Source organism: Shouchella tritolerans (assembly GCF_025770735.1).
Classification (GTDB): domain Bacteria; phylum Bacillota; class Bacilli; order Bacillales; family Bacillaceae_D; genus Shouchella; species Shouchella tritolerans.
Genome location: NZ_JAODPB010000002.1, coordinates 528,833 through 551,218 on the forward strand (window position 1 = coordinate 528,833; position 22,386 = coordinate 551,218).

The window sequence follows — 22,386 nt, forward strand, 5'->3', positions numbered from 1 at the left end:
AATCATTTAATTCTATCGAACATAATGGTGGTTTTTCGGGTTTGTAAGGTTGAATAGTTCCTAATTTGTTTATAAGCGCAAAAGTTTGTATGTGAGGTGAAAGGAGACAGTAAAAAAACAAAAAGGCACTTGATAGGATATAGATAGTTAATAAGGAACTAACCGGCTACTGGCAAAGCTATTGGATCGGTGTAAAAGGAGGGGAATAGCCGTTAATAGCATCTGTTGAACCAATTGTTATAGCAGAGCTCTAATGAATGACATGATGTATTATGTCACAAAGAAATATTCGGCCCCACTTATGCCGGTGTACCTTTTTAAGACAGACTTAAAGAACGCTCATACTGGCAAACGACACGAGGTATTTGCAGATGTCATAGTGTTAGTGTACTATTTGAATAGAACACTAGAACAAGATTGGTTCCCTTTGATTGAACAAGAAACGGGCTTAATTCTAAAATTTTTATAAAAAGAAATGGAATCGTTCTTCTTTTATTGGCAAGAAGCTTTATACTTTACTAGTGTTCTATTCGAGAAAGTAAGCTCCATTTCAGAAAAGGAAAGAGGAATAACATGAATATTGGGATCTTTACCGACACCTATTTTCCGCAAATTAGCGGGGTGGCTTCGTCTATTGCAACACTTGAAAAAGAATTGAGCGCCCGGGGTCATCGCGTCTACATTTTTACGTCAACGGATAAAGCGGCAGATCCAGAACAGGAGGAGGGGAAGGTTTTTCGGTTTTCAAGCCTTGCTGTTGGATTTGTTCCCGAGCGACGCTTAGCTTATGCTGGGATACGCAGAGCGACAAAACTGATGAAGGAACTAAACATCGAAATCGTCCATACCCACACAGAATTTACAATGGGATGCTTAGGAAAGCATCTTGCACATAAATGTAAGCTTCCTCACATTCATACATACCACACGATGTATGAAGACTATGTTCATTACATTGCAAGAGGAAAGCTGTTGTCTCCGAAAATGGTTGGCCGTTTAACAAAATGGTTTTGTCGCGGTGCTGATGCCGTGATTGCGCCCACGGAAAAAGTGAAGACGTATTTGCGTCGTTATAAAGTAAGCGAACCGATTTATGTGATTCCGACAGGCGTATCGGTGAAGCAGTTTAAACGTTCCGAAGCAAGCTTGGTGGATGTGTTGGCGTTAAGGAAAAAGCTTGCGATCAATGAAAGTGACAAAGTCATTATTAGCATTGGTCGGATGGCAGAAGAAAAAAACATGGAGGCGCTCTTGTACGCAATCAAATCACTGGAGAGCGAACTGGATCATGTGAAAACGGTGATGGTTGGGGACGGCCCTGTCCGACAGTCACTCGAAGCGCTGGCTGTATCTCTTGGAATCAGCGAACATGTCCGCTTTACTGGTGCTGTTGAGTGGAACCAGATTCACCATTATTACCATTTGGGCGATTTGTTCGTAAGCGCCTCGACGACTGAAGCGCAAGGTCTTACCTATATTGAAGCAATGGCTTCAGGCTGTATTGTAGTGGCCAAGTCTGATCCAAGTATTAAACGGATTGTCTTAGACGGCACAACTGGTTTTGTATTTAAAGAAGATAAGGATCTTGGACCGCTTTTGCGCCGTTTATTGCACGCATCCAATTTAACGAAAGTGCGGAAAGCGGCCAAAAAACAAATTCAGCCATTGACAGCAGAAGCGTTTGGCGCAAAAGTAGAACAAACTTATTTTGAGCTCGCCAAAAACAAAAAAATCGAAAACAGCTCACCTAAACTAATGCAAGCAATCCTTTACCGAAAAGAGCAGTCATTATGATTAAACTGGAAATGTTATCATCTGCAGAAAAAGTAAAAGGGCAGGGGGTCGCCTCTGCCTACAGGGAACTAGTCAATGTTCTGCAGCGAAAAGCAAAACATAAATACGATCTTCAATTGAATACATTTCAAGCCGCGGATATTACCCATTACCACACCATAGACTTAAAGTTTTACCTCGCGTCATTTTCGCGGAAAAGGGGCATAAACGTTGGCTACGTTCATTTTTTACCTGAAACCGTTGACGACAGCTTGCAGTTGCCGCGCTTATTTCGACGTGTGTTTTATAAATACATTCTCTCCTTTTATAAGCGGATGGACCGGCTTGTTGTCGTTAACCCTTCCTTTATCGACAAGTTGGCTCAGTATGGAATTGAGCGTGATCGGATATCCTACATTCCAAACTTTGTGTCTAAAGAAGGGTTTTCAGAGGGGACGAAGGAAGAAAGAATCGCATTTCGACAGCGGTACAATATTCCAGAGCAGGCGTTTGTCGTGCTGGGCGCAGGGCAAATCCAACACCGAAAAGGCGTCTTGGATTTTATGGATGTCGCCAAACGTCTCAAACATATTCATTTCGTTTGGGCAGGCGGTTTTTCGTTTGGGCAGTTAACTGCCGGTTATGCCGAGTTGAAAAAACTAGTGGAAAACCCGCCGGAAAATGTCCATTTTACAGGAATCCTTGAACGTCATGAGATGAAGCATTGCTACAATGCGGCGGATTTGCTTTTTTCGCCGTCTTATCATGAGTTGTTCCCGATGACGATTTTAGAGGCAATGAGCTGCAATAAGCCGTTGCTACTTAGAGATTTGCCTTTATATGAAAACATATTATTTGATTTTTATGAGCGGGCTGGATCAAATGAAGCGTTTGCGGCGGCCATAGCACGTTTAGAGGCCGATCACAGTTTTTATGAGCAGACGGTCGAACGGGCTAAAAAAGGTGCAAGCTTCTACTCAGAAGAACGTTTGCTTAACGAGTGGGACGGCTTTTATTCAAGCCTCCTCAAGATAAGGGAGCCAGTGCATGAATAAGAAACAAATATTTTTACAACTAGGGCTAGTTATTTTGCTCGGCGCTCTGTGCGTGTTTTTCCTGGCGAGGAATGTTAGCTTGGATGCGGCTATTGAAGGTATTCGCAAAGCTCACCTAACTTGGCTCGCTCTAGCCGCTGTTATGCTGTTGTTGTCTTGGCTCTTAGAAGCAGCGGTTCTTAAAGTCATGGTTGGAAAAAGAGCAAAGCTGGGGTTATTCGACAGCTTTTATTCAACGATGGTGGGACAAATGTTTAATCAGCTGACTCCAATGGCAGCAGGGGGTCAGCCTGCACAGCTCTATGTATTAGTGAAAAAAGGGGTGCCTGGTGGGAGTGCAACGTCGATTTTGTTGATGAAATTTCTCGTCTTCCAAGTGGTGCTTGTGTTAAGCTTTTCCGGTATTTTAATTATAGGCTATGGAGCGTTGGTGCAAGCGATGCCTCAGTTGAAACTGCTCATGCTAATTGGTTATGGAGTCCATGTTATCGTGATCGTGGCGATGTTGCTCGTCGTGTTTTACCGAAAGCTGGCCGAAAAGCTTGCCTATGGTATTCTTTTCCCTGTCCGCTTCATTAGCAAGCGCAAGGCAGCTGAATGGAAGGTCAAACTGGGCGGGGCGTTAGTCGATTTTCATGAAAAAAGCAGGCAGCTTGTGCGGAGCAAGCGTGCTCTTTTGGTTACATCTTTGTTAACCACTGCACAACTATTGCTATTTTTCAGCGTGCCTTATTTTATTTTTCAGGCACTGGGCGCACCAAATATCACCCTTTTAATTGGCACGGTGTTTCATGCGTTTGTAGTCATGTTTGCGACAGTTGTGCCGACCCCTGGTGGCAGTGGCGCGGCTGAGATGACGTTTAGCGGGTTGTTCCAGTCTTTTGTCTCGCCAGCAACATTGTTGATCGCACTCTTGTTTTGGCGGATCCTTACGTCATACAGCACAATCTTAGTTGGCTTTGTGCTCATATTAGGGGAGAGTCGCAAAAAAATCAGGCGAGTAAAGGAGAAGGCCGTTGAAGGGGTATCAATAAGGAGGCGGCAAAGGTCATAACGGGAAAATGATAAGCACTTGTGGGATAGCCTTTCAAAAACGCCTCCCGTTATGCTATACTGGAGTTGTATTCGTTTTCTTTAAGGCAGATAAAGCAAGGAGTGGACAAGAATGAGCGGGTCTCAATTAATTTCTATCCTCGGCATCGGTCTAACTGCCATTGCTGTGGCGGTTTCGATGGCGTTTATGCTTTTGAAAATGTCCCAGAACTCTGATTAAGGCAGTTGTTTTATTCGATGGTATCCTTTTAGGGTACCTTTTTTGTACATAAATGAGGAGGGGTGTCGGTGCGAGAGGCGTTGTTTAAAAAACTTGAATCACTTTACCCGGAAATGGTGGACTTGCGCCGGGATTTTCATGCTGAGCCTGAACTGGCCTTTGAAGAAGAAATAACACCAAGAAAAATTGCCTCTTATTTGCAAAAACTTGGTATTGACGTCCGTACACAAGTAGGGGGACGGGGTGTCGTCGGGACAATCAAAGGCAAAAAACCAGGCAAAACAGTAGCACTACGAGCGGACTTTGATGCGCTGCCTATTCATGAAGAAACGGGGCTGCCGTTTGCTTCGAAAATTCCTGGGAAAATGCATGCTTGTGGGCATGACGGCCATACCGCTACACTGCTCGTATTAGCGAAAGCGCTCGTAGCGATGCGTGATGAGTTGGAAGGGACGATTGTCCTCATCCACCAATTTGCGGAAGAATTTGCCCCAGGCGGTGCGATTGCGATGATCGAAGATGGTTGTTTAGATGGGGTGGACGCTATTTTTGGCACCCATTTATGGAGCCCCCTTCCTTATGGGGAAGTTGGCTATTCATATGACCGTTTGATGGCTGCATCAGACCGCTTTGAAGTGAATATCCAAGGAAAAGGCGGGCACGGAGCTCTTCCCCATGAAACGATTGATGCTGTCATGGTCGGCTCATCTGTAGCCATGATGCTCCAACAGTTAGTGAGCCGCAATGTCAATCCTCTAGAACCGGCAGTTGTCACAATCGCTTCTTTCCATGCAGGAGGTGCTTTTAACGTCATTAGTGATACGGCGAAGTTAGAAGGGACGGTAAGAACGTTTAGTGAAAGCGTACAAAACCAATTAATTGCCCGTATGGAAGAAACGATCAAAGGGGTTTGCGAGGCGAGTGGTGCGACTTATTCGTTTACTTACGCAAAAGGGTATCCAGCAGTCGTGAATGACAGAGAAATGACGGAACTTTTAGTGAAAACAGCGGAATCATTCCATCCAGCAGAAAAATTGCATGAAATCGAGCCCGTAATGGGCGGGGAAGACTTTTCTTATTATTTACAACGTGTTCCAGGAGCGTTCTTTTTCACCGGTGCTGGGAATGAAGAAAAGGGCATCGTTTATCCCCATCATCACCCTAAGTTTGATATTGACGAGCGTGCTATGCTTGTGGCCGCCAAACACCTAGGAGCAGCTGCTCTTTCCTTTTTAGGAAATGGAGATAAAAAGTAACGCGGAGGCATACGATGTGCCTCCGTGTTTTTCTTATGTTTTATTAGCCGAGAAAAGTTGCCAAATAAGGCAATTATGGCAGGAATGTGGTATGATACATCTATACTTTTCGAATGACAAGGAGCTTATGGAAATGTGGAAATTCTGGATAAAAACCGCTGTTGCGTTTGCTGGGGGCGCCTTGGCGATGCATATGGCGAGACAAGCTCAAGAAAATAATGTCCGCTTCCACACTTTCTCAAGCGCGAAAATCCCGGCAAAAGCAGATCCAATCGAGCTTTTGTTTATTTCGGATATCCACCGGCGGCAAATTGCCGATGAAATATTGGATATCGCGAGAGAGCGCTGCGATGCGGTATTGATTGGTGGAGATCTAACAGAGAGAGGTGCTCCGAGAGCACGGACTGAAGAGAACTTACAAAAATTAGCTGAATTGGCGCCTGTTTTTTTTGTGCGAGGCAACAACGACGAAGAAGTCGATCAACAATGGCTTGCTGCATGCCTTCGTAAATATGGCGTAAGCTATTTAGACAATAAACAGACGACGATAACGATAAAGGAAGCTCGTATCACAATCATTGGACTGAGCGACAGAGACTATAGCGAGGAAGAACTGGACAAGCTTTTTGCCGACAAACAGGACACTTATACAATTGTTCTTTGCCATTACCCAAATGTAAGCCATTCCCTTCATGGTAGGGATGTGGACGTGATGCTTTGTGGACATACGCATGGAGGGCAAATCCGTGTCTTCGGTTTCGGCTTAGAGAAAAAAGGCGGACTTGTACAGGAAGGCGGATTTTTGAAACTCGTGAGCAATGGGTATGGGACGACGTCTGTACCCCTTCGTTTAGGCGCTGCTCCTGAAGTTCATGCGATTACGATCAAACCAAGCATAGCAAAGGTGGAGGAATAGGGGGCAAAGGCAGGATGATGACCTCTAAAGATGGGAAGTATAACATAAAGGCCGTTTCCAAGAAATTAGGGATTCACCCGGGAACATTAAGGGCATGGGAAAGGCGATACCAGGCTATTAACCCGGATCGGAACGAAAGCGGCCATCGTTTGTATACAGACGAACACATTGCCGTGCTCCGCTGGCTAATTGAAAAAGTCAATGAAGGATTTTCCATTAAACAAGCCGTTGAACTAAAAGAGGCTGACAAAGCGAGCGGTGAATGGAGTACAGCAACAGAGAATTCCAGCTATATAAGCCACCTTGCCACGGATTTCCTAAAAGCTTTGCTCGCCTTTGATGAGGAACAAGCCCAAGAATGGCTTAACCGTGCTTTTAGTATGTATTCGATGGAACGTGTGGCGATTGAGCTGTTTAGTATTGCCTATGACATGCTTGAACAGGAAAGAAGGCAAGGAACCATTACACTTGCCCACCTACAATATGCTGTACGAGCCATGGAGGCGAAAATCACAAATTTGGCAATGGTGCTGCCTACTGACAGGTCCAAGCCAAAAATTTTGTTGTTTTGCGGCCCTCATGAACAATCGGCTTTGCCGTTAAGGATCTTTGCGTTTTATTTAAAGCGAAAAGGGTTTAACACAATCTGTTTTGGGACAGGAATTTCTGTTGAAGATGCAGAATTGGTTGTGCAGCAGTGCTCGCCTAGCCTTGTCGCTGTTTCTTGCAGAGATGAGAAGAACATACAGGCTGCTGAGGACTGGCTGAAACAAGTGATAAAAAAACAGCCTAACACGAAGATCGGGTTGCTTGGAAAAGGGTTTTCAGAGCTCCCTGACAACAAGAAAACAAACTGTGAGACGATGTTCATCGGCAAGTCAAGAGCAGACTGGGAAATATGGATTGAACGAATGCTGCAACATTAAAAATTGGATTTAGGAAAAACAATGATTTTGAGAACCATCTTTTGCGTATCCACATACCGTATCGTATAGATACGCGCGAGAGAACCATACGGGCATAAAGGAGGGGCTGGTATGCGCTTAGAGCGTTTAGCAATCGATAAATTTAAGGTTTTTCTAACCTATGATGATATGGACGAAAGAGGTATTACAAAAGAAGACTTATGGCAAGATGTTCCGAAAGTCCATGACTTATTTCGGGATATGATGCTGGAAGCAGATGACGAGCTAGGTTTTAAAATCGATGGGCCGATTGCAGTTGAAGTGTTTGCGATGCCAGCGCAGGGCATGGTCTTTATTATTACGAAAGGCGACCCTGCTGACGAGTATGATGTCGATGACTATGAAGAAGGCTTTATTGAAATGCAATTGACTTTAGACGAAACCGACGAAGTTTTTTATGAGTTTTCTTCGTTTGAAGACGTCATTGGTCTCGCGTCCCGTCTACACGCAATAGGTATGTTAGGCGGCGAATTGCATTCCTATCAAACGCGCTTCTACTTAAAGTTTAACGAAGCAGAGCTTGAGGAAGTGAATGAAGCGGCCATTATAGCGATTTTATCAGAATTTGGCAGCCCTGCGACAACCTCTTTCCATCGTATTTGCGAATATGGAAAAGCGTTAATGCCAGCGCAAGCGGTTGAACAGCTTTATCGGATTTTTTATCTTAAGACGTAGCTGGATGTAGCGAAAGGCATGAAACCTTTCGCTGCTTTTTTCGTAAAGAAAAATAAGGATACTTGAGCGAAAAGCAACAAACGAGTGAAACCTTGGCATGATAAGGGGCAGCGTTTTAGGAGTGTGAGGACGGTTTATGGCAATATTGTTAATTGAAGATGATCAATCAATTGCAACAATCGTGAAAGAGTACTTAGAGAGGGAATCCTTTAAAGTCGTATGGCAAGCCGATGGCGAGAGTGGCTACCGTGCCTTTTGTGAAGGCGCGTACCAGCTTGTATTAATCGATTTGATGCTTCCAAAAATGGATGGGTTTGCTTTGTGTGAGAAAATCCGCGCCAGTTCAGAAGTGCCCATTATTGTTGTTAGTGCAAAGCAGACCGATTTCGACAAAGTCCAAAGTTTCGGGTTAGGAGCAGACGACTATGTGACAAAGCCATTTAGCCCCCTTGAACTAACGGCAAGGGTGAAAGCGCAAATTCGTCGTTATGAACGGTCGTACCCGCAGCAAGAAGACAGGCTTCGATTTATAGATGTAGAAATTGACATAACGGGCAGGCGCGTTTTCGCTCGTGGCGAGCAAATCTCTTTTACAGCAAAAGAATTTGAACTGCTGCTGTTTTTAGCCAACCACCCAGGGCGCGTTTTTACAAAAGAAGAGCTGTACGCAGCAGTATGGAATGGTGACGGCTTTGACAGCAGAACGGTTACAGTCCATGTGAAAAATGTCAGACACAAATTAAAAGACGGGACGAAGCATCCGAAATACATAGAAACGGTGTGGGGCGTTGGTTATAAATTTATAGGGCTGGGGAACCGATGAAGCTTAGAGGGCAGTTAAACTTGCTCTTGCTCGCAACCGCGCTTGTCCCGTTTATCGCGACAAGCTTATTTTCATACCAACTAAACCGTGTGGCGAAAGAAGAGTCAAGTAACCATTTAGAGTCGATGATTGTCGCTAAAAGCATAAGCCGAACGCTAAATCAGAATGCACAAATGTTTGATGGCTCGGCAAAGGAGCTTGGCCGCTTGGCGCTCAAACAACATGAAAACGTCCAGTTAGGTCTTTATTCAAAGGATCGGGCCTTGCAATTCCAAAGCGCCTCTGAGGAAGGGGTTTTTGCCACCCACCTTACGCCAGAGGGGATGTTAAGCAATTTGTATAGTTGGCAATCAAGTGATTCGGCCTACATTTACAAGGAGCCGATTTTTTTGCAAGACCAAATTGCAGGCTACTTTGAGCTTCGCTTTGACAAAAGCGGCATACGCAAGGAAACGAAGGAAGTGTACATGCTGACGGTCTTGTTTTTTCTTATAACAGTAGGTATCACTCTTTTTATTGTGCAGCACTGGTTTAAACGGAATATGCTCGTTCCATTTGCTTGGATGAAAGCGGAAATGGACGAAGTTGCTTATGGGAAACAAAATCGTACGACCCCTGTTAAGCGCGGGCGTACGGAAGTTGGCCAACTGATGGACAATTTTGCGAACATGGCAGCGCATTTGCGAGCAATTGATGCCCAAAAACAAAGTGAGGACGAAGACCGCAAAAAGCTGATTGCGGCGATTTCACATGATTTAAGGACGCCTTTAACATCCATACGCGCGTATGCGGAAGGGATGCACGCCCACCCGGATAAAAGGGAGGAGTATAGCAAGGTTATTTTAGCAAAGACCGAGTATATGCAGCGATTGATTGAAGATTTGCTTATTTTCTCCCAAGTTCATTCAACGAGCTTTAGCTTGTCGTTAAAAAAGGTCGATGCAGAAGAGCTTGTCGAATTGTTGTTTGATGGGTACGACCTTGAAAAAGAGCAGTTAAGGTTAAGTACGAACATGGAAATAGAGCCGGCTGAAGTCGATGCAGATGCTGGCCGTCTTGTTCAAGTCATGGACAATTTGGTTACCAACGCAATCTGCTATTCGCCTGAAGGAGGCGCGATTTCCTTGTACGCGACAAATAAGCAGTCTTGTTTGCCTCCTTACGTAGCGCGGACAAATGACCAGCGACTCTATATTTTCGTAAAAGATGAAGGGCAAGGGATTCCAAGTGGGGTGCAACGCCAGCTCTTTGACCCGTTTTTTCAAGTAGAACAGGCTAGAAGCCAAACAAACGATAAGGGCGTAGGCTTAGGACTGTCTATTTGCCGGGAACTTATCAATCAGCATGGAGGCACAATTGATGTCTATTCGTCGCCACCACACGGGAGTACGTTTTTCTTTTCCATTCCGTGTATAAAAACAGAGGGGGGAAGTGAATGAAACGGCAACCGCTATTTTTAGCGGCAATTACAGGGTTGTTGTTTACAGGTGGGTGCAGCTTCATGACAATCAATGCTGAAGATGTGCTAGAGCAGGCCCTTGCAAGAGAAGAAAAGTTTGTTCCTTATACGATTATTAAAGAATTTGATGATGGCTACAGCGAGTCAGTCTATGCAAAAGACGAGCAAACACAACGGGTCGATTTTGCCAAAGACGGGCAGTTGTTGTCCACTTCTTTATATGTTGATGGCAATATTTATGAAAAAGACTATGAAACAAAAATGATTTACGAAGCAAATGTAGAGGCAGCGACGAACCCGCTTACCCCAAAAGAAGCATTGCTTGATGAAGTGAGCTATTTGCTGAAAAACCATGAGATTGAAGTCGTTGAAGACGAGCGCTTTTTAAAACGTAATGTGTTTAAACTCCATTTTTATTCTGAGACTGACCACATAAAGGAAGCTGAGTTATGGGTCGACAAAAAAACGTACCTCCAACTAAAGACCGTTTATACGTACTCTGATCAAGTCGTGGCAGGGGAAGCGGTCGAGGTTCGCTTTAAGCCTGACTTTCCTGAAGGTTGGTTTGATGTGGAGGAAGATGGATTTGTTTTACTAAGTGAAGAGGCACCTGTCCAAATAGAGAAAAACGAATTGGCTGACGCATTTGACAAATCACTGCGCTTGCCAAACGAGTTAAACGGTTTAAAGCTGGAAAACATTGAGCTGTATGACGGCGGCAGTGAGGATGCTTCTGTTGTTGCGTTGTATCTCGATAGTGACGGCAAGGAAATTGAACTGACCATCTCCAAAAGCTACGGGTTGGAATGGATTGGCGAAAGTGAGACGGAGACCGTTCGTGGCATGGAGGTCAATTTTAGTTGGGAACCGTCAAGTCATTATGCAAATTGGACGGAAGACGGACTTTTTTATGAACTGTTCACAATGAGGGATTGGCAAAAACAACAGGCAGTGGAATTGATTGAAGGAATGGAACTTGTTGCAACAGACTAATGGGTTTTTAGAAAAAAGGATGGCAATTATGTGAGCATTTCATTAAGATAAAGATGTGAGCAGCTGACTTCCGAAGAGGTGGAAAAGATGGACGAAAACCAAGAGGATAAATTAGATGTTCTTGTAGCGACTCAGTCCATTATACATAAGGCGCTAAAAAAACTAGGCTATCCAGATGAAATGTATGAGCTACTTAAAGAGCCGGTACGAATGTTGACCGTTCGCATTCCTGTGAGAATGGATGATGGATCAACGAAAATTTTTACCGGCTACCGTGCCCAACATAATGACGCTGTTGGTCCGACAAAAGGAGGCGTACGGTTTCATCCAGATGTCAGTGAAAAAGAAGTCAAGGCGCTGTCGATTTGGATGAGTTTAAAAGCAGGCATTGTCAACTTGCCATACGGTGGCGGAAAAGGAGGCATTGTTTGCGACCCAAGGCAGATGTCGTTTAGGGAAGTGGAGCGTCTAAGTCGTGGCTATGTACGTGCGATTAGCCAAATTGTTGGCCCGACGAAAGACATTCCCGCTCCAGATGTGTTTACCAACTCGCAAATTATGGCGTGGATGCTTGATGAATATAGCCGAATTCGAGAATTCGACTCACCCAATTTTATTACTGGGAAGCCGCTTGTGCTCGGAGGGTCACACGGCCGAGAAGCTGCGACTGCAAAAGGTGTGACGATTTGCATTATGGAAGCGGCGAAAAAGAAAGGAATTGACCTTGAAGGAGCACGCGTCATCATTCAAGGGTTTGGCAATGCAGGGAGCTTTTTGGCAAAGTTTATGGCCGATGCAGGGGCACTAGTAGTGGGAATTGCCGATGCATATGGCGCCCTTTACGCAGAAGAAGGTTTAGATATTGATTATTTGCTTGATCGCCGCGATAGTTTCGGGACAGTAACAAATTTATTTAAAGATACCATTACAAATGAGGAGCTGTTAGAAAAAGAATGTGATATTTTGGTTCCGGCAGCAATCGAAAACCAAATTACATCACACAATGCTGGCAAGTTAAAAGCAGCGATTGTCGTCGAAGCAGCTAACGGCCCGACTACACTTGAGGCAACACAGATTCTTGCAGAACGGGGAATCTTACTCGTACCCGATGTCTTGGCAAGTGCTGGGGGCGTGACGGTCTCTTATTTTGAATGGGTGCAAAACAACCAAGGCTACTACTGGACGGACGAGGAAGTCGAAGGACGGTTGCGGACAGTGCTAACGGAAGCGTTTAACAATATTTACAACCTTGCTTTACGCCGTAAAGTTGACATGCGCCTCGCTGCCTATATGGTCGGTGTTAGACGTATGGCCGAAGCTTCTCGGTTCCGTGGATGGGTTTGATCTGCTATACTATGATGAGAAAATAAGTGCCCTTGTCCAAAGTTGCCTTTGAGGACAAGGGTTTTGAATGTTTTGATGAGGTGAGGAATGTGGTAGATGCAGTCATTATTGGCGGCGGCCCTTGCGGCCTTGCTGCGGCAATTGCATGTCAAGAAAAGGGGTTGTCTGCTGTTGTTGTGGAAAAAGAGAACATAGTCCACTCGATTTACCGCTATCCAACGCACCAAACCTTTTTCAGTACAAGCGAACGCTTAGAAATAGGCGGTGTCCCTTTCGTTGTGGAGGACCGCAAACCCAGGAGGAACCAGGCGCTTGTCTATTATCGGAATGTAGCAAAATTAAAAAGGCTCCACATTCGTGCGTTTGAAAAAGTGCTCCATGTAGCAAAACGGGCGGATCGTTCATTTGAACTGACGACGACAAAAGGAAAACTTGAAGCGAAGCATGTGATTGTTGCCACAGGTTATTACGATTCTCCCAATATGATGGGGATACCAGGTGAAGAAGCAAGCCATGTGATGCACTATTTTAAAGAAGCCCATCCTTATTTCGATCATGATGTAGTTGTCATTGGCGGCAAAAATTCGGCTGTTGACGCAGCGCTTGAGTTAGAAAAAGCTGGTGCCCGTGTCACTATTCTTTATCGGGGCAGTGATTATTCGGCAAGCGTAAAGCCGTGGATTTTGCCAGAGCTCGTGTCCCTTGTACGTAATGAAAAGATCAAAATGGTCTTTCATGCTGATGTGCATGAGATTACGGATAGCCACGTACACTACCGGATAGGGAAACAAGAGCACAAGGCTAAAGCGCAGTTTGTGTTTGCGATGACCGGCTATCATCCCGATCACTCCTTTATTCGCAGTCTTGGTGTACATGTCGATGAAGCGACAGGACGGCCTGTATATGACGAGCAAACAATGGAAACAAATGTGGAAGGCATTTTTATCGCTGGCGTCATTGCTGCTGGAAACAATGCTAATGAAATTTTTATTGAAAATGGTCGCCTGCACGGCCCTTTGATTGCACAAGCAATTGCACGCAGGATCGAAATGGAGTGATGAATATGCGCCATGTGATGTTGCTGACAACTGGAGGCACGATTGCAAGCACCACAAGCGAAAGCGGCAAATTGGTTGCAGGTGAACTTTCTGGAGAAGAGTTGGCAAAGCTATGTGGTTTGCCGGAAGACATCCGTGTAAGTGTGCGCTCTGTATTGCAAAAGCCAAGCGTTCATATTACACTCGCCGATTGGCTGTTGTTAAAGCGCGAAGTAGAGCGTGCCTTTGAAGATGAGACGATTAACGGCATCGTTGTTACACATGGCACGGATACGCTTGAAGAAACGGCTTATTTTTTAGATTTAACGAACAAAGACGAGCGTCCCATTATCGTCACAGGTTCTCAACGGGGCCCAGAGCAAACAGGCAGTGATGCGTTTATTAATTTGCGTCATGCCATTTATGCTGCTTGTGAGCCTGATTTAAAGAACACTGGCTGTGTCGTTGTTTTTAACGAGCGGATTTTTGCAGCCCGTTATGTTAAAAAAGAGCATGCCTCTAATTTGCAAGGATTCAATGCCTTTGGTTTCGGTTATTTAGGAATTATAGACAATGATGTGATTTTTACGTATCAAAAGCCTGTTCGCCGGGAGTTTTATGAAATTGGCGATTCCTCTCTTAAACAAATTGGCATTGCCAAAGTTTATTTAGGCATGAGCGCAGACATGCTGGAAGGAATGATTGCTGTATGCGACGGGATGGTCGTTGAAGGCGTTGGCCGCGGCCAAGTCCCTCCAAACCTAGTAGCTACGTTAGAAAGAGCGGTTGCTAACAAGAAGCCAATCATTGTGACAACAGCCTCAGAAGAAGGGAAAGTATATCCAACGTATGACTACAAAGGAAGTGCCCACCAACTCGAACAAATGGGCGTTATTCTCGGTTCGGATTATGACAGCAAGAAAGCACGGATAAAAGCAATGGTCATGCTGGCGGCGAACAAAGAACTAGCTACTGGGTTTAAGTGATGGCGCTTGCTGATCGAAACAAGTCGGTTTTATACTAGAAAAATAAGGAAGGTTATATTAGCGAACCAAAGAGAGTAGGCGGTCAGCCATGGTATCCCTTGTTCTAGCTGCAATGGCTCCGGCCATGGCATTGTTTTCATATGTCTATTTGCGCGATGTATACAGCAAAGCAAAAATGTTTCTCGTTCTCCGGATTTTCATTATCGGCGCACTGCTTGTCGTGCCGATTTTGGTCATCCAATTTGCCTTTACTGAAGAAAATGTCTTTCCCCATCCAGCCGCTAAAGCGTTTTTGCTTTACGGGTTTCTGGAAGAAGGGTTAAAATGGCTCATGTTGTTTGTATTTGCCTACCAACATGGACAGCTTCAGCGCCCAGGGGATGGCATTTTGTTTGGCGTTTCCGTCTCCCTAGGCTTTGCTACAGTTGAAAATGGCTTATACATGATCGCTTATGGTTTAGAGGCAGCGATCCCCCGAACAGTTTTGCCAACAACGGCACATGCTGTTTACGGGATTGTCATGGGCTATTACATTGGACAAGCGAAGTACAAAGAAGACCATAAAAAGCTGTTTTTACTCCTTGGGGCCATTCTGCCAATCGTGTTGCATGGCGGGTATGACTTTATTTTATCAAGCTTTGGCCATTATGTACTTTATGCCATGATTCCATTTATGGTCGTTCTTTGGCTTCTCGCTATATGGAAGCTGAAAAAAGCAAGCCGTTTTCCTGTTTAAATCACTCAGACCGATAGAAAACGCTTGTCAGACGAGGAGTGCATGCGAGGGAAGATGCGAATAGAACGGGGGGTCATGAGCATATGACCGAGGCAAACGACGACGTATGCGAGCGTTTGCCTACAGTCTGTTGCCGTTTTACTGTTTAAGCGAACATTTAATAAGAAGGGGGATTCAATCATGACAACAGCAAACCGCTATCGCATCGTCATTCGCTGCCCTGTATGTGGGGAAAAATACATTTTGCGGGGCAAGCGCAATGAACAAGGTGAATACGAGACCGGGTTTAAACAGTGCGTCTGCGGAAATGAAGATCAATTGATTGTTGAAGCAAACCCGGAATAATCGCCATAAATTGTGGCGATTTTTTTACGCTTTATAAACGATGGATGGAGTGGCATGAAATAATGGTTGCACTTGCGTGAAAGTTGCGGTAAAGTGGAAGAAACTTATAAATGGGTTTCAACAATTGAATAGGTTCTTATCAAGAGAAGTGGAGGGAATGGCCCAATGAAGCTTCAGCAACCAGCCAGCAATGGTCAGGTGCTAAATCCAGCAGTTTATCTGCAAGATAAGAGAAGCATGCACGTAAGCACCCCCTTCTTCTAATCTTGGAGAAGGGTTTTTTGTTTTGCAAAAGTACACTTTGGGGGGAACAGAGAATGGGAAAACGAGCTGAAACAATTTTAGCGCAAATTGGCAATCGCCGCGATGACCATACTGGCGCAGTAAACACGCCCGTCTATTTTTCAACAGCATATCGCCATCCGGGCATTGGCGAATCGACAGGGTATGATTATGCCCGTACAGGCAATCCGACAAGGGAAGTGCTAGAAAAAGCGATTGCTGAATTGGAAGACGGCGAGCACGGATTTGCGACTAGCTCTGGAATGGCTGCAGTTCAAATTGTGCTTTCGTTGTTTGCCCAAGGCGATGCGATCATTTGTTCAAAAGATTTATATGGCGGTACGTACCGTCTGTTTGAAGGAGGCTGGACAAGATGGGGAGTGTCCTTTACATATGTGGATCCACGGAATTTGCAAGAAGTCGAACAAGCCATTCACTCTAATGTGAAGGCCATTTTTATCGAGACGCCGACAAACCCACTCATGCAGGAAGCCTCGATACCAGCGCTTGCTGCTCTCGCTAAAAAGCATGATTTGCTGCTCATTGTCGATAACACATTTTATACGCCGCTCTTGCAGAAGCCACTAACGGAAGGAGCAGACATCGTCATTCATTCGGCGACAAAGTACTTAGGAGGCCATAACGATGTCGTTGCCGGGCTTATCGTTGCGAAAGGAGCCGATCTTTGTGAACGGCTCGCTTATTATCATAATGGTGCTGGCGGCATTTTAGGCGCATTTGATTCTTGGTTGCTTATCCGGGGAATGAAGACATTGGCATTGCGGATGGCCAAGCATGAAGAAAACGCTAAAAAAGTGGTGCATGCACTGGAGCAAACAGAGGGCATTACAGACGTGCTTTATCCTGGAAGAGGCGGAATGCTGTCGTTTCGGGTTCAAAACGAAGCTTGGGTCAATCCGCTGCTAAAACATTTACAATTAATATCGTTTGCGGAAAGCCTCGGTGGCGTCGAAAGCTTAATGACCTATCCAGCAACACAAACGCACGCCGATATTCCAGAAGAGATCAGACTTGCCAATGGAGTCGATAACTGTCTTCTCCGTTTCTCAGTCGGCATTGAAAACGGAGAAGACATTGTAGCCGATTTGCTGCAAGCGATTGCGGCCGCTAAAAAATCCTAGGAGGGAATGCGATGGAACTTCGCGACAAGTTGAAAACGAGCTTAATCGTTGGAGACGGGGCAATGGGCACGCTTTTATACGAGCAAGGTTTTGATTTATGTTACGAAGAATTAAACCTTTCCCAGCCTGACGCCGTTTACAATGTGCATCGATCGTATATTGAGGCAGGTGCGAAACTGCTGCAAACCAATACGTATGCAGCAAATGCCGTCAAACTTGAAAAATATGGATTGAACGAACATGTTGAAGAAATCAACAGCGCCGCCGTCAGCATTGCCAAAAAAGCGATTGGCAACGATGAACAGCTTGCATTAGTTGGCACGATCGGCGGGATTCGCGGGTTTCTCCATGAAGATACGGAAAACAAGGCGATTACAGCTGCTTTACTTGAACAAATAACAGCCCTCTTAGAAGCAGGCGTTGACGGGTTATTGTTTGAAACGTTTTATGATTTTGAAGAGGCAAAAGAAGCAGTAGCGCTGGCAAGGCGGCTTACAGACAAAGCGATTATTATGAACGTGTCGATGGGCGATATCGGCGTCTTAAATGGCGGCATTCCCCTCGGTGATGCGCTCGAGCGACTCCATCAATTAGGAGCAGACGTTTTAGGAATCAATTGCCGCATGGGTCCTTATCATATGCTCCGCTCTTTGGAACAGCTTGAATTATCGTCAGCTTTCCCACTTGCTTGCTATCCGAATGCCAGTTTGCCAGGTTACCGGGACGGACGCTTTGTTTATGCTTCCAATACCGATTACTTTTATGAAATGACAGGGGCGTTTATTGAACAAGGCGTCCATTTGATTGGCGGCTGCTGCGGCACAACGCCAGGACATATCGCTGCGATCGCCAAAGCTGTCGAAATGAACAAGCCGAAAACGCGCTCGCTCGTTGTCAGACGGCCAAGCCAACTTCAGGAGGAAGCACCAGGAAGAGGAGAGCGGCTCAATGAGCCGTTGGACCTATTGGCAAGGCGCAAACAAACGATAATTGTTGAACTTGATCCTCCGAAAAAATTAACGATTACGAAATTTATGGAAGGAGCCAAAGCGTTAAAAGAGGCAGGGGTAGATGCGTTAACGCTTGCCGACAATTCTCTTGCCAACCCTCGTATTGACAACCAAACGTTGGCGATGTTAGTAAGGGAACAGCTAGGATTACGTAGCCTTGTCCACTTAACATGCCGTGACCGTAACTTGATTGGCATGCAATCACACTTAATGGGGTTGCATCTAGCGGAGCTTCATGATTTGCTTGTGATCACTGGAGACCCAAGCAAGATTGGTGATTTTCCTGGAGCGACCTCCGTATATGATGTATCTTCGTTAAAATTGTTGCCTTTAATTAAGCAAATGAATGAAGGGATTTCATTCTCTGGAAACTCCCTTGGCAGTAGAACATCTTTTTCGACGGCGGCAGCGTTTAATCCCCATGTTAAGCATCTTGACAAAGCAGTACGGCGTCTAGAAAAGAAAATCGAAGCTGGCGCAGATTATTTTCTGACGCAGCCCATTTTTGATGAAAAGCAATTTGAAGAATTGTATAAAGCAACGAAGCACTTGCCTGTGCCAATTTTCGTTGGCATTATGCCGTTAACAAGCAGCCGCAATGCGGAGTTTCTTCATAATGAAGTGCCAGGAATGACACTGAGCGATGAGACAAGAGCACGGATGGCCGCATGTGGAAACGACAAAGAAAAAGCCGAGCAAGAGGGCTTGCAAATCGCGATGGAGCTGGCCGAAGCAGCTAGTACTTATTTTAATGGCTTGTATTTAGTAACACCGTTTTTACGTTATGAGTTAACTGCAGCGCTTGCCAATCATTGCCGAGCGGTAGCGAATCCAACTAACAACACGATGGAAGGCGAGCGAATATGACAGAATCTCTATTTGAAAAGCAGTTAAAGCAATCGATCCTTGTGCTAGACGGAGCAATGGGGACGATGTTGCAAGAAGCGAACTTGACCGCAGCCGATTTTGGTGGGGAAGCATATGAAGGCTGCAATGAATATTTAAATCAAACAGCGCCCCATATTGTATCTGAAATTTATAAAAAATATTTAGAGGCAGGGGCAGACATTATTTCCACCAATACGTTCGGCTCAACGAGCATCGTTCTTGCCGATTACGGCCTTGCCCATTTAGCCTATGATCTTAGCAAGGAAGCAGCTCGACTAGCACGAATGGAGGCTGATCACGCTTCAAAATCGGGAAAACCTCGTTTTGTTGCTGGAGCGATGGGTCCGACGACAAAGTCATTGTCTGTAACAGGAGGGACTACATTCCATGAACTAACCGAAGCGTACGAAGAACAAGCGCGCGCTTTAATTGACGGGGGCTGTGACGTTTTGTTGCTGGAAACAAGCCAAGATATGCGCAATGTTAAAGCAGCGTATCTAGGAATGAGCGAGGCATTTAGACGTACCGGCCGGAGATTACCGCTAATGGTGTCAGGGACGATTGAACCGATGGGCACGACGTTGGCGGGACAGACGGTGGAGGCTTTTTATTTGTCGCTTGAACATATGAAGCCAGCGGTTGTCGGCTTAAATTGCGCGACTGGGCCGGAGTTCATGCGTGATTACATTCGCTCTCTCGCAGAACTTGCTGAAACGAATGTGAGCTGTTACCCAAATGCTGGGTTGCCTGATGAAGATGGTGTCTACCACGAGACGCCAGATTCGCTCGTGAAAAAACTTGAAGGATTTGCCGCCAAAGGTTGGCTAAATGTGGTTGGCGGCTGCTGCGGCACGACCCCTGCCCACATTAAAAAAATGGTTGAAGTAATCAAGAAGTATCCGCCTCGCAAGGCAAAAACACGTCAAACCCATGCTGTATCAGGGATTGAACCGTTGTTGTATGACGACTCGATGCGACCGCTTTTTGTTGGAGAACGTACAAATGTGATTGGCTCACGGAAATTTAAGCGCCTGATTGAAGAAGGGGAGTATGAACAAGCGTCGGAAATCGCTAGAGCTCAAGTGAAGCGTGGGGCACACGTCATAGATATTTGCTTAGCAGATCCAGATCGGAATGAGCGAGAGGACATGGCTGCTTTTCTGAACTATGTGGTTAACAAAGTCAAAGTGCCGCTAATGATTGATTCTACCGATGAAGCTGTCATAGAACGAGCGCTTACCTATTCCCAAGGGAAGGCAATTATTAACTCCATCAACTTAGAAGATGGCGAAGAGCGGTTTGCCGCAGTGCTGCCACTCGTGAAAAAATATGGCGCTGCCATTGTAGTGGGAACAATTGATGAAACAGGCATGGCTGTTACAGCAGAAAGGAAATTGGCCGTTGCGAAGCGGTCGTATAAGCTGTTAACCGAAAAATACAACATTCCCCCTCATGACATCATTTTTGATCCGCTTGTGTTTCCTGTAGGAACAGGAGATGAACAATACATCGGCTCGGCAGCAGCAACTGTCGAAGGGATTGCCCTTATAAAAAAAGAGCTGCCCCAATGCTTAACGATTTTAGGAGTCTCGAATGTCTCCTTTGGTCTTCCTCCAGTTGGACGTGAAGTATTAAACGCAGTCTTTTTGTATCATTGTACGCAAGCAGGACTTGATTATGCAATTGTCAATACCGAAAAGCTAGAACGTTACGCGAGCATTCCTGAGGAGGAGAAACAGCTAGCCGATCGGCTGTTGTTTCAAACCAACGATGCCCATTTGGCCGCGTTTACTGCTTTTTATCGCGGGAAGAAAACCGAGAAAAAAGTCGAGTATGCAAACATGTCTTTAGACGAGAGGCTCGCTGCCTATATTGTCGAAGGGACAAAAGAACGACTTGAGACAGACTTAGCCGAAGCTTTGCGTCTGTATGACACGCCGCTTGCCATTATAAATGGACCGCTGATGGCGGGCATGGATGAAGTTGGCCGGTTGTTTAACGCCAATGAATTAATCGTTGCAGAAGTGTTGCAAAGTGCAGAAGTCATGAAAGCGGCGGTTGCTTATCTCGAACCACATATGGAAAAAAGCGAACAAGAACAAGGGAAAGGCAAGATCTTGCTTGCGACGGTTAAGGGAGATGTTCATGACATCGGCAAAAATCTTGTCGACATTATTTTGAGCAATAATGGCTTCTCTATCGTCAATTTAGGGATTAAAGTTACCTCTAATGAATTGTTAGAGGCAATTAAAAAAGAACAGCCAACAGCGATTGGGTTGTCAGGGTTGCTTGTTAAGTCCGCCCAGCAAATGGTGTTAACTGCGCAAGACTTACGGCAACAACATGTGGACATCCCGATTCTTGTTGGTGGCGCCGCTTTAACGAAAAAATTTACGGATACACGGATTGCTCCTGAATACGAAGGATTAGTCGTTTATGCAAAAGATGCAATGAACGGTTTGGAACTTGCCAATCGTCTTACAACTTCAGAAGGACGAGATGAACTTACACGTGAGCTGGCCACGGCAAGACAACAAAAAGCGGAGTTTAACGAGCAGCGAAAAACGAAAGCGCCGACGCTTACTAAGAGGGCAAAGTCGGATATCGCCCATCATCACGCTGTCTTTGAACCAACGGACCTTGATGAGCATATGATCCGCGATTATAAAATCGACCATATTTACCCATATGTCAATATGCAAATGCTTCTTGGCCGTCATCTTGGCATCAAAGGGAAAGTGAGCCGCCTGCTTGCTGAAAAAGACCAACGCACTACTAGGCTAAAAGCGCAAGTCGATGCTTTTTTCCAAGAGGCGAAGACGAAGAAAACGTTACAGGCGAATGCGATGTACCGTTTCTTTCCTGCAAATGCCGATGGCGATGATTTAGTGATTTTTGATCCTTATGACGTTGGCCGTGAGCTAGAACGCTTTGCTTTTCCCCGGCAACCCCACGCTCCGTTCTTGTGCTTAGCAGATTATGTCCGTCCTTTTGGCGAAGGGACCGATTATGTTGGGTTTTTAGCGGTTACCGCTGGAGCTGGAGTGCGCGAGGCAGCAGAGGCGGCAAAAGCAAAAGGTGATTATTTGTATAGCCATTTGATCCAAGCTGCTGCATTAGAAACAGCTGAGGGGTTGGCGGAACGTGTTCACGAGCAAATGCGTGATCGTTGGGGGTTTCCAGATGGTGCTGATTTTACAATGAGCGACCGTTTTGCAGCGAAGTACCAAGGCATTCGTGTATCGTTTGGCTATCCCGCCTGTCCAAATTTAGAAGATCAAGCCAAGCTGTTTCAATTGCTTCGTCCAGAAAAAATTGGTATGGAATTGACCGATGGGTACATGATGGAACCAGAAGCATCTGTCACTGCGCTTGTATTTTCTCACCCTGAAGCCCGTTATTTTAATGTGGCGAGCTTATAAGAAAAC

General features: G+C 45.4%; 18 protein-coding genes and 1 riboswitch. All 18 genes read left to right on the forward strand.

From position 1 onward, the window contains the following. The first annotated feature begins 573 nt into the window (after positions 1 to 573). The gene (locus N6H06_RS09050) at positions 574 to 1,794 is read left to right on the forward strand and encodes a glycosyltransferase family 4 protein (protein WP_062747059.1); all 1,221 of its coding nucleotides are present in this window, start codon (positions 574 to 576) and stop codon (positions 1,792 to 1,794) included. Then, the gene (locus N6H06_RS09055; protein ID WP_062747057.1) at positions 1,791 to 2,828 is read left to right on the forward strand and encodes a glycosyltransferase family 4 protein; all 1,038 of its coding nucleotides are present in this window, start codon (positions 1,791 to 1,793) and stop codon (positions 2,826 to 2,828) included. Before N6H06_RS09050 ends, N6H06_RS09055 begins: the two co-directional genes overlap by 4 nt. Beyond that, positions 2,821 to 3,882 (forward strand): lysylphosphatidylglycerol synthase transmembrane domain-containing protein, encoded by a 1,062-nt coding sequence (locus N6H06_RS09060; RefSeq protein WP_062747055.1) that lies wholly within the window; start codon positions 2,821 to 2,823, stop codon positions 3,880 to 3,882. Before N6H06_RS09055 ends, N6H06_RS09060 begins: the two co-directional genes overlap by 8 nt. Before the next feature lie 287 nt (positions 3,883 to 4,169). After that, a complete protein-coding gene (locus tag N6H06_RS09065) occupies positions 4,170 to 5,357 on the forward strand; it encodes a M20 metallopeptidase family protein (protein WP_062747053.1) in 1,188 nt (395 codons plus the stop codon). Positions 5,358 to 5,490: 133 nt separating this feature from the next. Next, a complete protein-coding gene (locus tag N6H06_RS09070) occupies positions 5,491 to 6,273 on the forward strand; it encodes a metallophosphoesterase (RefSeq protein WP_064505287.1) in 783 nt (260 codons plus the stop codon). 14 nt (positions 6,274 to 6,287) lie between these two features. Beyond that, positions 6,288 to 7,199 (forward strand): MerR family transcriptional regulator, encoded by a 912-nt coding sequence (locus N6H06_RS09075; protein WP_263706060.1) that lies wholly within the window; start codon positions 6,288 to 6,290, stop codon positions 7,197 to 7,199. Between the two features lie 111 nt (positions 7,200 to 7,310). Further along, positions 7,311 to 7,913 carry a genetic competence negative regulator gene (locus N6H06_RS09080; protein WP_062747049.1) on the forward strand — a complete coding sequence of 201 codons (603 nt, stop codon included), beginning with the start codon at positions 7,311 to 7,313 and terminating at the stop codon, positions 7,911 to 7,913. A gap of 136 nt (positions 7,914 to 8,049) precedes the next feature. After that, positions 8,050 to 8,736 (forward strand): response regulator transcription factor, encoded by a 687-nt coding sequence (locus tag N6H06_RS09085; protein WP_062747047.1) that lies wholly within the window; start codon positions 8,050 to 8,052, stop codon positions 8,734 to 8,736. After that, entirely contained in the window at positions 8,733 to 10,175 is a 1,443-nt protein-coding gene (locus N6H06_RS09090; protein WP_263706061.1) for a sensor histidine kinase, read from the forward strand. Before N6H06_RS09085 ends, N6H06_RS09090 begins: the two co-directional genes overlap by 4 nt. Then, the gene (locus tag N6H06_RS09095) at positions 10,172 to 11,188 is read left to right on the forward strand and encodes a LolA family protein (protein WP_263706062.1); all 1,017 of its coding nucleotides are present in this window, start codon (positions 10,172 to 10,174) and stop codon (positions 11,186 to 11,188) included. The genes N6H06_RS09090 and N6H06_RS09095 overlap by 4 nt, the downstream gene beginning before the upstream one ends. 87 nt (positions 11,189 to 11,275) lie before the next feature. After that, complete coding sequence (locus N6H06_RS09100; protein ID WP_062747041.1) at positions 11,276 to 12,532, forward strand: Glu/Leu/Phe/Val family dehydrogenase; 1,257 nt, start codon at positions 11,276 to 11,278, stop codon at positions 12,530 to 12,532. 89 nt (positions 12,533 to 12,621) lie between these two features. Then, entirely contained in the window at positions 12,622 to 13,590 is a 969-nt protein-coding gene (locus N6H06_RS09105) for a YpdA family putative bacillithiol disulfide reductase (RefSeq protein WP_062747039.1), read from the forward strand. 5 nt (positions 13,591 to 13,595) lie between these two features. Next, complete coding sequence (locus N6H06_RS09110; protein ID WP_062747038.1) at positions 13,596 to 14,555, forward strand: asparaginase; 960 nt, start codon at positions 13,596 to 13,598, stop codon at positions 14,553 to 14,555. 88 nt (positions 14,556 to 14,643) lie between these two features. Continuing rightward, positions 14,644 to 15,291: a glutamic-type intramembrane protease PrsW gene (gene prsW, locus N6H06_RS09115; RefSeq protein WP_062747036.1), complete on the forward strand. Its 648-nt coding sequence runs from the start codon at positions 14,644 to 14,646 to the stop codon at positions 15,289 to 15,291. A 180-nt stretch (positions 15,292 to 15,471) separates the two neighbouring features. Next, positions 15,472 to 15,636: a hypothetical protein gene (locus N6H06_RS09120; RefSeq protein ID WP_169715968.1), complete on the forward strand. Its 165-nt coding sequence runs from the start codon at positions 15,472 to 15,474 to the stop codon at positions 15,634 to 15,636. Positions 15,637 to 15,769: 133 nt separating this feature from the next. After that, positions 15,770 to 15,869, forward strand: a riboswitch (SAM riboswitch). Positions 15,870 to 15,953: 84 nt separating this feature from the next. After that, entirely contained in the window at positions 15,954 to 17,060 is a 1,107-nt protein-coding gene (locus tag N6H06_RS09125) for a methionine biosynthesis PLP-dependent protein (protein WP_062747035.1), read from the forward strand. 11 nt (positions 17,061 to 17,071) lie between these two features. Next, the gene (locus N6H06_RS09130) at positions 17,072 to 18,937 is read left to right on the forward strand and encodes a bifunctional homocysteine S-methyltransferase/methylenetetrahydrofolate reductase (RefSeq protein WP_263706063.1); all 1,866 of its coding nucleotides are present in this window, start codon (positions 17,072 to 17,074) and stop codon (positions 18,935 to 18,937) included. Beyond that, a complete protein-coding gene (gene metH / locus N6H06_RS09135; RefSeq protein WP_263706064.1) occupies positions 18,934 to 22,380 on the forward strand; it encodes a methionine synthase in 3,447 nt (1,148 codons plus the stop codon). The genes N6H06_RS09130 and metH overlap by 4 nt, the downstream gene beginning before the upstream one ends. The last annotated feature ends 6 nt before the right edge of the window (positions 22,381 to 22,386 follow it).